12 protein-coding genes are annotated in these 13,533 nt (G+C 71.4%); 1 reads left to right on the top strand and 11 read right to left on the bottom strand.

Annotated elements, in window-relative coordinates:
- The 8 genes from IFT36_RS11905 to dusB all read right to left on the bottom strand — a co-directional run.
- The coding region (locus tag IFT36_RS11905) for an ATP-binding cassette domain-containing protein (protein ID WP_200413234.1) at positions 1–435 on the bottom strand (435 nt) is incomplete at its 3' end.
- Between the two features lie 2 nt (positions 436–437).
- Positions 438–2,180, bottom strand: coding sequence for a dipeptide ABC transporter ATP-binding protein (locus IFT36_RS11900; RefSeq protein WP_082460242.1), 1,743 nt, complete (start codon positions 2,178–2,180; stop codon positions 438–440).
- Positions 2,177–3,190: an ABC transporter permease gene (locus IFT36_RS11895; RefSeq protein WP_056045614.1), complete on the bottom strand. Its 1,014-nt coding sequence runs from the start codon at positions 3,188–3,190 to the stop codon at positions 2,177–2,179. Before IFT36_RS11895 ends, IFT36_RS11900 begins: the two co-directional genes overlap by 4 nt.
- 2 nt (positions 3,191–3,192) lie before the next feature.
- Positions 3,193–4,287, bottom strand: a complete 1,095-nt coding sequence (locus IFT36_RS11890) for an ABC transporter permease (protein ID WP_055972446.1) — start codon at positions 4,285–4,287, stop codon at positions 3,193–3,195.
- A 158-nt stretch (positions 4,288–4,445) separates the two neighbouring features.
- A complete protein-coding gene (locus IFT36_RS11885; protein WP_200413233.1) occupies positions 4,446–6,068 on the bottom strand; it encodes an ABC transporter substrate-binding protein in 1,623 nt (540 codons plus the stop codon).
- A 228-nt stretch (positions 6,069–6,296) separates the two neighbouring features.
- Positions 6,297–8,204: a DNA primase gene (gene dnaG / locus IFT36_RS11880; protein ID WP_056047525.1), complete on the bottom strand. Its 1,908-nt coding sequence runs from the start codon at positions 8,202–8,204 to the stop codon at positions 6,297–6,299.
- A 112-nt stretch (positions 8,205–8,316) separates the two neighbouring features.
- Positions 8,317–9,588, bottom strand: a complete 1,272-nt coding sequence (locus IFT36_RS11875) for a deoxyguanosinetriphosphate triphosphohydrolase (protein ID WP_082460243.1) — start codon at positions 9,586–9,588, stop codon at positions 8,317–8,319.
- Positions 9,589–9,633: 45 nt separating this feature from the next.
- On the bottom strand, positions 9,634–10,791 hold the full coding sequence (gene dusB, locus IFT36_RS11870; RefSeq protein WP_056045623.1) for a tRNA dihydrouridine synthase DusB: 1,158 nt from the start codon (positions 10,789–10,791) through the stop codon (positions 9,634–9,636).
- A gap of 15 nt (positions 10,792–10,806) precedes the next feature.
- On the opposite strand from dusB, the gene IFT36_RS11865 reads away from it, so the two are divergent.
- Positions 10,807–11,331: an aminoacyl-tRNA deacylase gene (locus tag IFT36_RS11865; RefSeq protein WP_200413232.1), complete on the top strand. Its 525-nt coding sequence runs from the start codon at positions 10,807–10,809 to the stop codon at positions 11,329–11,331.
- Here the strand turns inward: IFT36_RS11865 and IFT36_RS11860 are convergent.
- Genes IFT36_RS11860 through IFT36_RS11850 form a run of 3 tightly spaced genes read right to left on the bottom strand, consistent with a single transcriptional unit; the run spans position 11,321 to position 13,235 of the window.
- Entirely contained in the window at positions 11,321–11,518 is a 198-nt protein-coding gene (locus IFT36_RS11860; protein ID WP_056045627.1) for a hypothetical protein, read from the bottom strand. The genes IFT36_RS11865 and IFT36_RS11860 overlap by 11 nt on opposite strands.
- On the bottom strand, positions 11,515–12,183 hold the full coding sequence (locus IFT36_RS11855; protein ID WP_056045630.1) for a DsbA family oxidoreductase: 669 nt from the start codon (positions 12,181–12,183) through the stop codon (positions 11,515–11,517). The genes IFT36_RS11860 and IFT36_RS11855 overlap by 4 nt, the downstream gene beginning before the upstream one ends.
- Positions 12,180–13,235 carry a hypothetical protein gene (locus IFT36_RS11850; RefSeq protein WP_200413231.1) on the bottom strand — a complete coding sequence of 352 codons (1,056 nt, stop codon included), beginning with the start codon at positions 13,233–13,235 and terminating at the stop codon, positions 12,180–12,182. Before IFT36_RS11850 ends, IFT36_RS11855 begins: the two co-directional genes overlap by 4 nt.
- Positions 13,236–13,533: the final 298 nt, after the last annotated feature.

Here is a 13,533-nt window from a genome sequence, read left to right as displayed (position 1 = left end):
GCGCCCGGCTTCGGTGCGGTCGAACTTGCGGTCGCGCTGGTAGATCGGCTCGGCGATGGCCTCGCCGACGGTCAAGTCGGGACTCAGCCGCTCGCCGTCGTCCTGCGCCAGGTAGCCGACCATGGCCGAGAGCCGGTCCCGGCGCCGGCCCGAGAGCTTGCCGACGTCCTGGCCGAAGACCCGTGCGGTCCCACCGACCAGACGCGGGCGCCCCTCGTCGACGCGGCCCGTGCCGGTCAGTCCGGCGAGGGCCATCGCGAGCGTCGACTTGCCCGAACCGCTCTCGCCGAGCACGGCGACGATCTCGCCCGGCTCGACCCGCAGGGTGACCCCGTCGACGGCACGCACGGCCGGATGGCCCGCCCGGGCGGGGTAGAGCAGCGACAGGTCGTCGGTGACGACCGGCTGGTCGAGGTCGAGCTCGCGACCCGGCACCGTCAGGCCGCCCCGACGGTGTCGGTTCCGCGCTCCGGGTCGCCCGCCGCCCGGCGGTCGAGTTCGGCCAACCGCTCGCGGCGGGACGCCTGCTCGATCGGATCGGGCACCGGCAGCGACGCCAGCAGGCGCTGCGTGTAGGGATGCTCGGGCGCGCCGAGGACCTGGTCGTTCGGTCCGCTCTCGATCAGGTCGCCGTGGAACAGCACGCCGATCCGGTCGGCCAGCATGTTGACGACCGCGAGGTCGTGGCTGATGAACAAGGCGGCGAAGCCCAGCTGCGACTGCAACTCGGTGAACAGCTCGAGCACCCGGGCCTGCACGGAGACGTCCAACGCGCTGGTGGGCTCGTCCGCGATCAACAGCGTCGGGTCGAGGGCGAGCGACCGGGCGAGGCTCGCCCGCTGACGCTGCCCGCCGCTGAGCTCGTGGGGGTACCGGTCGGCGAACGACTTGGGCAGCTGGACCGCCTCGAGCAGTTCGTCGACGCGCGGACGGGCGGCCCGGGCGTCCTTCGCACGACCGTGCACGATGAGCGGCTCGGCCACGCACTCGGCGATCGTCAGCAACGGGTTGAAGCTCGACGCGGGGTCCTGGAAGACGAAGCCGATGTCGGCGCGCTTCGGCTTGAAGTCACGCTCGTGCACCCCGTTCATCTCGATGCCCAGAACCTCGAGCGACCCCCCGGTGACCTTCGTCAGCCCGGCGATGGCCCGACCGATCGTCGTCTTGCCCGAACCGCTCTCGCCGACGAGGCCGAGGACCTCGCCGCGGGCGATGGTGAAGTCGACGCCCTTGACGGCCCGGAAGCCGCCGCGGCCGAGGCGCCCGGGGTACTCGATCTCGAGACCCCGGGCACGCACGACGACCTCGCTGTCGGCGGGCTGCTCCTGCTGCGTGTGGCCGCGGGCCTCGAGCTTCGGCACCGAGCCGAGCAGGCGCTTGGTGTAGTCGTCCTGCGGGTTCGCGAACAGCTCGACGGCCGGGGCCTGCTCGACGACCTTGCCGAGGTACATGACGGCGACGCGGTCGGCGAGGTCGGCGACGACGCCCATGTTGTGCGTGATCAGCACGATGGCCGTGCCGAACTCGTCCCGGCAGCGGCGCAACAGGTCGAGGATCTCGGCCTGCACGGTCACGTCGAGGGCCGTGGTCGGCTCGTCCGCGACGATCACCGACGGGTCGAGCACGAGCGCCATCGCGATGACCACGCGCTGCTTCTGCCCGCCCGAGAACTGGTGCGGGTAGTAGTCGACGCGGGTCTCGGGGTCGGGGATGCCCACGCGACGCAGGATGTCGATCGCCTTGACCCGCGCCTCCTTGCGTCCGACCTTGCCGTGGGCCCGCAGTCCCTCGGCGATCTGCCAGCCCACCGTGTAGACGGGGTTGAGCGCGGTCGACGGCTCCTGGAAGACCATGGCGACGTCGGTGCCGCGGAGCTCGCGCACCTTCTTCGGGCCGACCTCGAGGACGTTCTGCCCCGAGAGCAGCACGGCACCGGTGGCGACCGCGGTCTCGGGCAAGAGGCCGAGGATCGTCTTCGCCGTGACGGTCTTGCCGCTCCCCGACTCGCCGACGATCGCCAGCACCTCGCCGGCGCGGACGTCGAGCGTCACGCCCTGGACGGCCGCGACGTCGCCGCCGTCGGTCGCGAAGGTCACCTCGAGGTCGGTGATGCCGACGGCGACGGGGCGCTCGTCGCGCGGCGTCGCGGGTCGGCCGGTCGTGGTCGTGTCGGCGGTCATGCGGTCACCTCGTCGTGGGTCGTGGTCGGGGCCTGCTCGGTGCGGCGGGTGCCCTTGGTCTTGCGCTTCGCGCGACGGCGGGTCCGGAGGCGCGGGTCGGCCAGGTCGTTCAGGCTCTCGCCCATCAGCGTGATGCCGAGCACCATCAGCACGATCGCCGCACCGGGGAAGACGCCGGTCCACCAGATGCCGCTGGCGGTGTCGGAGAGCGCGCGGTTCAGGTCGTAACCCCACTCGGCCGCCGCGGTCGGGCCGATGCCGAACCCCAGGAAGCCGAGGGCCGCCAGGGTCAGGATCGCCTCGGACGCGTTGAGCGTGAGGATCAGGGGCAGGCTCCGCGTGGCGTTGCGGAGGACGTGCTTGAACATGATGCGGCCCGTGCTGCTGCCGTTCACCTTGGCCGACTCGACGAACGCCTCGGCCTTGAGCCTCGTGGCCTCGGCGCGGACGACGCGGAAGTACTGCGGGACGTACACCACGGTGATCGAGATGCCCGCCGAGACGATGCCGCCCCAGAGGCTCGACTGGCCCCCGCTGATGACGATCGAGACGACGATGGCGAGCAGCAGCGAGGGGAACGCGTAGACCGCGTCGGCGACGACGACGAGCACGCGGTCGAGCCACCCGCCGAGGTAGCCCGAGATCAGGCCGAGCGTCACGCCGATCGTGATCGACAGCACCACGGCCACGATGACGACGGCCACGGCGGTCCGGGTGCCCCACATGACGCGGCTGAACACGTCGTAGCCGCCGACAGTCGTCCCCCACAGGTGCTCGGCCGACGGTGGCGCCTGGCGCGGGAAGGCCTCGGTGGCACCGCGCAGCTGGCCGAAGCCGTAGGGCGCGATGAGGGGGGCGAAGATCGCCAGCAGCACGAACACGGCGACGATCACGACGCCGGTCAGCAGCATGCCGCGCTGCAGCCCCACCGAACGGCGGATCTGGGCGACGACGGGGAGGCGCTTGTAGAGGGGTTCGCGGCGGTCGGCCGCGACGGTCGAATCGGTCATGGTCAGTACCTCACGCGGGGGTCGATCAGGGCGGCGATCACGTCGACCACGAAGTTGGTGACGGCGACGATGACGGCGAGCACGGCGACGATGCCCTGCACGGCGATGAAGTCGCGGGCCGACAGGTACTGCTGCAGCTGGAAGCCCAGCCCCCGCCAGCCGAAGGTGGTCTCGGTCAGCACCGAGCCGCCGAGCAGCATCGCGATCTGCAGCCCCATGACGGTGATGATCGGGATCAGGGCGGGCTTGAGCGCGTGAGCCCGGACGAGCCGGAACTCGCTGACGCCCCGCGACCGCGCCGCGTCGACGTACTCGGAACCGAGCGTGCCGATGACGTTGGTGCGCACCAGGCGCAGGAAGATGCCGGCGGTCAGCACGCCGAGCGCGAGGGCGGGCAGCACCGCGTGCGAGAGGACGTCCACGATGATCGTCGAGTTGCCGGTCCGCAGGGCGTCGACGATGTAGATGCCCGTGGGGTTGTCGATGCGCCCCAGGGCGATGGCGACCCGCGTGCTCGCACGACCGCCGAGCGGGAGCCAGCCGAGCCAGACCGAGAAGGTGAGCTTGAGCAGCAGGCCGGCGAAGAAGACCGGGGTCGCATAGGCGAGGATCGCCAGCACGCGCAGGATCGCGTCGGGCCAACGGTCGCGCACGTACGCGGCGAGCATGCCGAGCGGGATGCCCAGCACGAGCGCGACGATCAGCGCGTAGAAGACCAGCTCGATCGTGGCGCTGCCGTACTGCAGCAGGATGCCGCTGATCTCGCGGTTGTCGGTCGCGGTGGTGCCGAAGTCGCCTCGGACGATCTGGCCGAGGTACTCGAGGTACTGCACGATCACGGGGCGGTCGTAGCCGGCGGCGGCGAGACGCTCCTGCAGCTGGGCCTCGGTGAGACGCCCGCCGACGGAGGCGGTGATCGGGTTGCCGACCACGCGCATCAGGAAGAACACGAGCGTGACGAGGATGAACACGGTGGGCACGATCAGGATCGCGCGGATCACGATGTAGCGTCCGAGGCCGCCGCCGCCGGAGCTCCGGGACTTCCCGGGACTGGAGGTGGGCGGTGCCGTGAGGGAACCGTCGGTGATCAGGGTCACGTCGTTGGGCCTTTCGATGGTGTGGTGCCGGTCGCAGACCGGAGGGGGCGCCCCGCGGTGTCGCGGGTCGCCCCCTCGGCGTACGGCCGTGGTGCGGAGTCCCCCGACCCCGGAGGCCGACCGGCGGACCGGCGGGACTCAGGGGACGGGGAGGCGCGTCAGCGGCTCAGCGCACCGTAACGGAACTTGAACGACGCGTCGAGCGTGTCGTCCACGCCCTTCACGTCGGACTGCGAGACGACGACCTGCGTGCCCTGCAGCAGCGGCAGGGTCGGCAGGTCGGCCGCGACGGCGTCCTGGATGTCCCCGATGGTCGCCTCACGAGCCGAGGCGTCCTGCTCACCGATCTCCTTCGTCAGCAGACCCTGGACGGTCGGGCTGTCGTAGTGGTTGCCGACGAAGTTGTCCGCGCTGAAGAACGGCGTCAGGTAGTTGTCGGCGTCCGAGAAGTCGGGGAACCAACCCAGCTGGTAGACGGGGTAGGCGTCCTCGCGGCGCTCGGTGCTGTAGGTGTCCCACAGGGTCGACTGGAGGTTGACGGTGAACAGGCCGCTCGCCTCGAGCTGCGACTTGATCAGCGCGTACTCCTCGTCGCTCGACGCACCGTAGTGGTCGGGGCTGTACTGCAGGTCGATCGACACCGGGGTGCTGACGCCGGCGGCCGACAGGGCCGCGGCGGCCTTGTCGACGTCCGGGCCGCCCTGGCCGTCGCCGTAGAGGCCCTCGAGGGGCGTCGTCGCACCGGTCAGGCCGTCGGGGACGACCGAGTAGAGCGGCGTGTAGGTGTCGTTGTAGACGTCCTTGGCCAGGGCGGCACGGTCGACCGTGTCGGCCACGGACTGACGCACGGCGAGGGCCTTGGCCGGGTCGGCGTCGGGCTGCGTGGCACCGTACGGCATGGTGTTGAAGTTGAACACCAGGTAGCGGATCTCGCCGCCGGGGCCGTTGTGCACGGTGAGCGCGTCGTCCTTGGCCAGGTCGGCCAGGTCGGTCGGGCTCAGGCTGCGGTTCGCGACGTCGACGTCGCCGTTCTGGACGGCGAGCTTGAGGTCGGTCTCTTCGGTGTAGTAGGTCGCCGTGACCGAGTCGGTCTTCGGGGCACCGAGCACGCCGTCGTAGGCGTCGTTCGCCTCGTAGGCGATCGTCTCGTTCTGCGAGTAGTCGGTGATCGCGTACTGACCCGAGAAGGCGTTGCCCTTGACGATGTCGTCGGCGTCGGTGAGCCCGGTCGCCGAGAAGACGTCCTCGTCGACGATCGGGCCGGCGGGGCTCGAGAGCACCTGGGGCCAGGTCTGGTCGGCCGACTTGAGCGTGAAGACGACGGTCGTGTCGTCGGGCGCGTCGGTGCTGGCCAGGTTGCCGAGCAACGACGACGGGCCGTTGGGGTCGGCGATGGCCAGCTGGCGGTCGAAGCTGAACTTGACGTCGCTCGAGGTGAGCGCGTTGCCGTTCGCGAAGGTCAGTCCGTCCTTGAGCTTGACCGTGTACTCGGTCGGGCTGGTGAAGTCGGCGGACTCGGCCAGGTCGGGCTCGACGTCGGGGCTGCCGTACGGGGCGTTCGTCAGGAAGCCGAACACCTGGTTCTGGACGGCGAACGAGCCGTTGTCGTACGAACCGGCCGGGTCGAGCGACGTGATGACGTCGGTCGTGCCGATGCTGAGACCGTCGAGGGCGTCGGTCGCGTCACCACCGGAGGCGCAGCCCGAGAGGACGAGTGCGGTGGCAGCGGCGCCACCGACGACGGCGAGGGCGCGTCGGGCGAGCGTGGAGTCGGATGTCATATCCGGTTACCTCTTTCTCTGTGTGCAAGGGGCCCCGGGCCGTGCTGTGGACGCGGCCGTTTCAGGGAACGTCCATTGGTAACACACACGTGAGCGCGAGACGGGCTCATCGCGCAACTGTTTACAGGCCCGCAACGAACCCTTGCCAACTGGTCGTCTCGAGGCCGGCGGCGCATCCTCGTGGTGTATGCGCGTTCAGGCCGGGGCACCGCGTGACGGCTGCCGACCTCACTCTTGGCGGATGGACCGGCGCTCGGCCTCGACGGCGGCGATCCGCACCTGGATCTCACGCCAGCGTTCGGGTTCGGTCTTCATGTCGGTGCGGAACGACTGCCCGAGCAGTTCGGACTTCTCGCGGATCAGGTCGCGCTCGACGATCGAGACGACGATGCCGCGACAGTAGGTCGTGATCTCGCGTCCCTCGCGCTCGGGGATGGGGGCGACGGCGAGCTCCTTCGCCAGGGCGTCGAACGGCGACGGCGTCTGGCCGAGGACGACGTCGAGCCAGTCGGCCGAGTCGAACCGGTCGAGGCTCGCGCCGATCGCGTCGCGGACGACGGCCAGCGCACCGTTCTCGATGCGTGCCCGTGCCGCGCGCTGCATGAGTTCGAAGCCGACCGTCGCCGGGTGCTGGAGCATCGCCATGAGCGCGTCGCGCTCGGTGCGGGTCGTCAGGTCGGCCGGCAGCGTCAACAGGCTCGGGCCGGCCGGCTCGTCGGGCACCGGCGGCAGGCTCGTGATCGACTGTCGGCCGTCGGTGGCGTTCTTGGGCTGCGACCGTTCGAGCGCGTTCTGGGCCGAGGAGGCGCGACCCGCGTCGTCGACGGACCGCGCGACGTCGGCCGGGTCGAGCCCCAGCCACCCGGCCAGCGACCGCACGTAGCCCTGGGTCATCGAACGGTCCCGGATGCCCGCCACCACCGGCGAGGCCGCCCGGAGCGCCGACACGCGACCCTCGACCGTCTCGAGGTCGTGCCCGTCGATGAGCCGGCGGATCATGAACTCGAACATCGGACGCTTGGTCGAGATGAGGCGGCGCACGGCGTCGTCGCCGCGGTTCAGCCTGAGGTCGCACGGGTCGAGCCCGTCGGGGGCCACGGCGACGAAGGTCTGCGCGGCGAACCGCTGCTCTTCGGCGAACGCGCGTGACGCCGCCTTCTGGCCCGCCTCGTCGGGGTCGAAGGTGAAGACGACCTCGCCGCCGGTCGAGGTGTCGGCCCCGCTGACGTCGCCGAGCATGGGTCGCAGCACCTTGATGTGGTCCACGCCGAACGACGTGCCGCAGGTCGCGACGGCCGTCGTGACCCCGGCCAGGTGGCACGCCATCACGTCGGTGTAGCCCTCGACGATGACGACCTGCTTGCCCTTCGAGATGTCCCGACGGGCCAGGTCGAGCCCGTAGAGCACCTGGGACTTGTGGTAGATCGGCGTCTCGGGGGTGTTGAGGTACTTCGGGCCCTTGTCGTCCTCGAGCAACCGACGCGCGCCGAACCCGATGGTCGACCCCGTGACGTCGCGGATCGGCCACACCAGCCGCCCGCGGAAGCGGTCGTAGGGGCTGCGGTCGCCCTGGCTCAGCAACCCCGCGGTGACGAGCTCGTCGTCGCGGTAACCGAGCCCCTTGAGGTGCGACCGCAGGGCGTCGAACGACTTGGGGGCGAACCCCACGCCGAACCGCTCGGCCGCGGCCGGGTCGAACCCCCGCTCGCCGAGGAACCGGCGGGCGGGCTCGGCGTCGGCGGCCGTGAGGTGGTCCACGAAGAACTCGCGCGCGGCCTCGTTCGCCGAGATCAGACGCGCCCTGTTGCCGTGGTCGCTGGCCTGCCCGCCGTCCTCGTAGTGGAGCTCGAAACCGATGCGCGCCGCCATGCGTTCGACCGCTTCTTGGAAGGTCGTGTGGTCGGTCTTCATGACGAAGCTGAAGACGTCGCCGTCCTCACCGCAGCCGAAGCAGTGGTATCGCCCCACCTGGGGCCGCACGTGGAAGCTCGGACTGCGCTCGTCGTGGAACGGGCAGAGCCCCTTGAGCGACCCCACGCCCGCCCCCTTGAGCGTGACGTGGTCGCCGACGATGTCGGCGATGTTGGTGCGCGACCGGACCTCGTCGATGTCGTTGCGTTTGATCAGGCCGGGCACGTGTCGATTGTAGGTCGAGCCACCGACCACGCCGACCCGGGAGGTCGGCCGCGGGAGGACGAGGAGGCGCGGTGCGGCCGGTCGGGACCCGCGCCTCCTCGGCGACCCGCCGTCAGCGGCCGGCGGTGAGCCGGTCGTGCCATGCCATGGCGCTCTGGTCGGTCAGCGAGGCGACCTGGTCGACGACGACCCGACGCCTCGCGGCGTCGTCGTCCGCCGAGGCCCAGTCGGCGGCGAAGCCACGGTCGAGTTCTGACGGGCCCGCCTGCCACAGGGCGTCGGCGAGGCTCGTCAGGACCTCGCGCTGACGCAGGTAGATGGGCTGCCGGTTGTCCCGCGTCATGACGAAGGCCGCGACGATGCCCTTGAGCACGGCGATCTCGCCGATCACGTCCGGGGCGACGACCACCGACGCGCCGAAGCGCATCAGGGCGTCACCGGGATAGGACTCACGGGTCGCCTGGGTGGCCGAACCGGCGAAGCGTCCGATCAGCTGGCTCGTGAGGTTCTTGAGACGGGCCTGCGCGAACCGGCTGCCGTCGTACGACTCGAGCCAGAACGGCAGCGCCTGCAACCGGTCGAAGGCCTCGGTCAACTCGTCGCGACTGAGCTCCCCGCCGACCCACTCGTGCATGGCCGTCACGAGCGAGTCGTGGTCGACCCGCGCCCCGAGGGCGGCGACGTCGACGTAGCCGTTGACCACGGCGTCCTCGAAGTCGTGGACCGAGTACGCGATGTCGTCGCTGAGGTCCATGACCTGGGCCTCGACGCACCGCCGTCGACGCGGGGCACCCCGACGCAGCCACTCGAACGCGGCCGTGTCGTCGTCGTAGAAACCGAACTTCATGCGACCGCCCGGGTCGGGGATGCCCTGGGCCGCGGGCCACGGGTACTTGCAGCTGGCGTCGAGGCTGGCACGGGTGAGGTTCAGCCCGAAGCTGCGTCCCGTCGCGTCGATGACCTTCGGCTCGATGCGGGTCAGCAGTCGTAGGGTCTGCGCGTTGCCCTCGAAGCCGCCGATGTCGGTCGACCAGTCGTTCAGGGCCCGCTCGCCGTTGTGCCCGAACGGCGGGTGGCCGAGGTCGTGCGCGAGGCAGGCCGTGTCGACGACGTCGGGATCGAGGCCGAGGCTCGTGGCGAGCTCGCGACCGACCTGCGCCACCTCGAGCGAGTGCGTCAGCCGGTTGCGGGCGAAGTCGAGGCCGGCCGTCGGGCTCAGCACCTGCGTCTTGGCCGCCAGGCGCCGGAGCGCGCTGGAGTGCAGCAACCGGGCCCGGTCGCGGGCGAAGTCGCTTCGCCGGTTGGAGTGCTGCTCGGGCGCCCAGCGCTCGGAGTCGGCGGGGTCGTACCCGGGGGTGGCGCTCGGCAGGGCTTCGGTGGACACCGGGGCCTCTCGGTCGGGACGGGAAGGGATCTCGGGAGGGGGTGCCTAGCCGCCGCTGTGGTGCAGCTCGGCCGCGGCGAGCTCGGCCTTGAAGGCCTCGTCGAGCTCGCGGCTCTCGAGCCAGCGGTCGGGCAGGGCGGGCCGCTTCGGGCTGCCCGCACGGCCACGCGGCCCCTCGGCCGCCTCGCCGGGGTACTGCTCGTGGGGGTCCATCGTGGCGAGCAGGTCGTCGATCTGCTGCAACGAGTCGGCGAGGGCGAGAGCCGCCCGGACCTCACCGCCCACGGGGTAGCCCTTGAAGTACCACGCGACGTGCTTGCGCATGTCACGGCAGGCGCGGCCCTCGTCGCCCGACCAGAACTCGACCATGAGTTCGGCGTGGCGCCGGAAGGCCCGTCCCACCTCGCCGAGCGTCGGCTCGGCCTTCAGGTCCTCGCCGCGGAAGGCCGCGGCGAGGTCGCCGAACAGCCACGGCCGACCGAGGCAGCCGCGACCCACGACGACCCCGTCACACCCGGTCTCGTCGACCATGCGCAGGGCGTCGGCCGCCGACCAGATGTCGCCGTTGCCGAGGACCGGCACGTCGGTCACGGTCTGCTTCAGGGTGGCGATGGCGGACCAGTCGGCGGTGCCCGAGTAGAAATCGGCGGCCGTGCGGGCGTGCAGCGCGATGCTCGCGACGCCGGCCCCCTGGGCGGCTCGACCGGCCTCGAGATAGGTGAGGTGGTCGTCGTCGATGCCCTTGCGCATCTTGACGGTCAGCGGGATGTCGCCGGCGGCCTTGACGGCACCCTCGACGATCTCGCGGAAGAGGCCGATCTTCCAGGGCAGGGCCGAGCCACCGCCCTTGCGCGTGACCTTGGGCACCGGGCAGCCGAAGTTGAGGTCGATGTGGTCGGCGCGGTCCTCGGCGACGAGCATGGTGACCGCCTCGGCCACCGTGTTCGGCTCGACGCCGTAGAGCTGGATGCTGCGCGGCGTCTCGGACTCGTGGTGCTGGATGAGGCGCATCGACTCGGGCGTGCGCTCGACCAGCGCCCGACTCGTGATCATCTCGCTCACGTAGAGGCCGGCGCCGTACTCGCGACAGAGGCGGCGGTACGCCGTGTTGGTGATTCCGGCCATGGGGGCGAGCACGACGGGCGAGGCCACGTCGATCGGTCCGATCGAAAGGCCGCGCGAGGGCAGGGTGGTGGTGGACATCGTTACGATTCTCCCATGAGCGACGGCGGGCTGACGAGTGGTGTGGACGACGCGGACGTCGGGGGCGACCAGGGTCGACCCGACGGCGCGGACCGGGTGCGGGCGGACGCCGCTGCGCGCGGTCTCGCGGTCGAGATCGTCGCGCGCCCCGCGGCCGACTCGCTCGAGGCCGCTGCCGCTCTGCTCGGGCTGCAGCCGTCCGACATCGTGAAGAGCCTGGTGGTCAAGCGACACGACGGCTCGTTCCTGTTCGCGCTCGTGCCGGGCGACCGACAGATCTCGTGGGCGAAGCTCCGAGCCGTCGTGGGCGTCAACAAGCTGTCGATGCCGAGCGCCGACGTCGCCCTCGAGGTCACCGGGTACGAGCGGGGCACCATCACCCCCCTGGGCAGCTCGACCGCGTGGCCCGTGGTCGCGGACTCCCGAATCGTGGGGAGGCGCGTCGCCCTGGGTGCCGGAGCACACGGCTTCAGCGCCTTCGTCGAGACCGACGACCTCGTCGCCGCGTACGACGCGACCGTGGCCGACGTCAGCGACTGACGCCGCGCCTCCCGGGCTCGGCGGCCGGGGACCCGACCGCGGACGTGCCCTCGGCGACCGGGGGGACGACCAGGCAGGAGTCCCCCTCGCAGGCGACGGCGCCCGGTGCCCCGAGCATGGTCAACGGCGCGGACGGCGTCGCGAGCCCGGCCACGGACCCGGCCCCGGCCCCGCGGGAATCGCTCATCGGGCCACCTCGGAGGCGACCTGCTCGAGGGCCTGGACGAACGTCTCGGGAGCCTGGGCGCCCGAGATGCCGTACTTGCCGTCGAGGACGAAGAACGGGACGCCGGTGATGCCGAAGGCCTGCGCCTGGGCCTGGTCGCCCCGCACGTCGTCGAGGTGACGCCCGGTCTCGAGAGCGTCGCGCGCCTCCTGCTCGTCGAGGCCGACCTCGGCGGCCAACGTGACGAGATCGTCGACGCGGCCCACGTGGCGGCCCTCCTCGAAGTAGGCGTGGAGGAGGCGTTCCTTCATCTCGGCCTGACGCCCGTTCGCCTTGGCGAAGTGGAGCAGCTCGTGCGCCTTGACCGTGTTGGTGTGCTGCAGGTGCTCGAAGTCGTAGGCGAGGCCGACCTCGGACGCGATGCCGGCGACGGTGTCGAGCATGCCGCGGACCTGGTCGGCGGGCATGCCCTTGTGCTTCGAGAGGAAGTCGACCTCGTCGCCCTCGAAGTCGACCGGGGTGTCGGGCGAGAGCTCGAACGAGTGGTACTCGACCTCGACGGGGCCGTCGAAACGTCGCACGGCCTCCTCGAACTTGCGCTTGCCGATGAAGCACCACGGGCAGGCGATGTCGGACCAGATGTCGACCTTGACGGTCGCGGACGGGGTGGCTGGGTCTGCGGTCACGGCAGGCCCAACCCTCGGCCGTGCCCCGCCATTCCCCGCGCCGTCCCTCCGCCCCCCTCAGGCGCCCCCTCCGGCTCCTCCCCCTCCGGCTCCTCCCCTGTCGGCAACTCCTGCCTCGTGCGCTGCCCGAGTACGGCGAGCCGCCAGTTCCTGCGGCCGCGGGGGCCGAGCACCCGGGGCGTGCAGGAGTTGCCGACACGTGACCCGGGCGTGGGGCCACCCGCCGTGGCCACCAGGGCGTCGATCGCGGCCGAGGTGCGAGCCCACAGGTCACGCACCATGATCGTCCCCGCACGGAACGGGACGAGCCCGTCGAGAGCGATGTCGGCGTCTTTGAGGCGATCCTGGTCGAACCGCCTCTCGTGGTGCTCCCGACCGTCGGTCTCGAGACCGACGATGCCGTCGACGAGCATGTCGAGGACCTTGCCCGTGGTGCCGACGGGCACCTGCCGCACGACGTGGTGCCCGGCCAACCGGAGCCGCGTCCCGGCCGCCGACTCGAGGATGCTCTGTGCTCCCCCGTCGCTCCAGGCCACCAGGCCCACGGCATCGGCACGCTTCCGGGCGAGGACCTCGGCGGCGTCCTCGTCGTCGGTGACGAGGCCCATGCTGCGGGCCCAGTCGACCAGGATCACCGCGTCCTCGAGCGATGCCGCCTCGACGACCGCGCGGGCGAGGGCGTCACGTGGGTCCACCATCCAGGTCGAGCCGCGGGCTCCCAGAGCGACGGGGTCCCAGACCACCCGGACGCCCCGTCGACGTCGGAGGCGGGAGGCGGTCTCGGGTACCGAGACCGTGATCCGCGGGCGTCGCCACGACCAAGCGCCGAGTTGGTGCAGGGCAGCTGCCCCCGTGAGCCGGCCACCCACTGCGACGGCGACGAACCTCGGGTCGTGGGGCGGCCACGTCGAGTACCAGCCACGTCGGGGACGACGAACCGTGCGGGCGCGCACGGCGACGGTCAGGTGGCGGTCCGTGGCACCGAGCGCGACCAGGTCACGCTTGTGCAGCAGGCCACCGGCGTCGGAGACGAGTTCGGCGATCGTGGTCATGCCGACAGCGTGCCGAGCGGTGCCCCTCTCCCGGGGCGTCCGAGGGCGGCTTGGGGACGGCGGCGTCACATCGCTCCCCTGGGGCCGAGACCTCGTCGCGGGGACTGCGACTCGGGCGACGGCAACTCCTGCCCCGTGCCTCGTGGGCCCGCGACACGCCACGTGGGCGGCGCGGGTCGCGGCACGAGGCAGGAGTTGCCGACGCATCGCCCCACGAACGGACCGGGCGCGGAGGCGAAGGGCGGCACGGGTCGACGCGACCGGGCGCGGGGCGGCACGAGGGTGCGCGGAGCGGCGG

It is taken from the genome of Frigoribacterium sp. CFBP 13605, assembly GCF_014839405.1.
Lineage (GTDB): Bacteria > Actinomycetota > Actinomycetes > Actinomycetales > Microbacteriaceae > Frigoribacterium.
This window is presented reverse-complemented; position numbering and strand designations above follow the sequence as displayed.

Bases quoted from the DNA above. Each gene is read 5' to 3' on its own strand.
- IFT36_RS11900 (WP_082460242.1), bottom strand. From the start codon at position 2,180: ATGACCGCCGACACGACCACGACCGGCCGACCCGCGACGCCGCGCGAC.
- IFT36_RS11895 (WP_056045614.1), bottom strand. From the start codon at position 3,190: ATGACCGATTCGACCGTCGCGGCCGACCGCCGCGAACCCCTCTACAAG.
- IFT36_RS11885 (WP_200413233.1), bottom strand. From the start codon at position 6,068: ATGACATCCGACTCCACGCTCGCCCGACGCGCCCTCGCCGTCGTCGGT.
- dusB (WP_056045623.1), bottom strand. From the start codon at position 10,791: ATGTCCACCACCACCCTGCCCTCGCGCGGCCTTTCGATCGGACCGATC.
- IFT36_RS11865 (WP_200413232.1), top strand. From the start codon at position 10,807: ATGAGCGACGGCGGGCTGACGAGTGGTGTGGACGACGCGGACGTCGGG.
- IFT36_RS11860 (WP_056045627.1), bottom strand. From the start codon at position 11,518: ATGAGCGATTCCCGCGGGGCCGGGGCCGGGTCCGTGGCCGGGCTCGCG.
- IFT36_RS11850 (WP_200413231.1), bottom strand. From the start codon at position 13,235: ATGACCACGATCGCCGAACTCGTCTCCGACGCCGGTGGCCTGCTGCAC.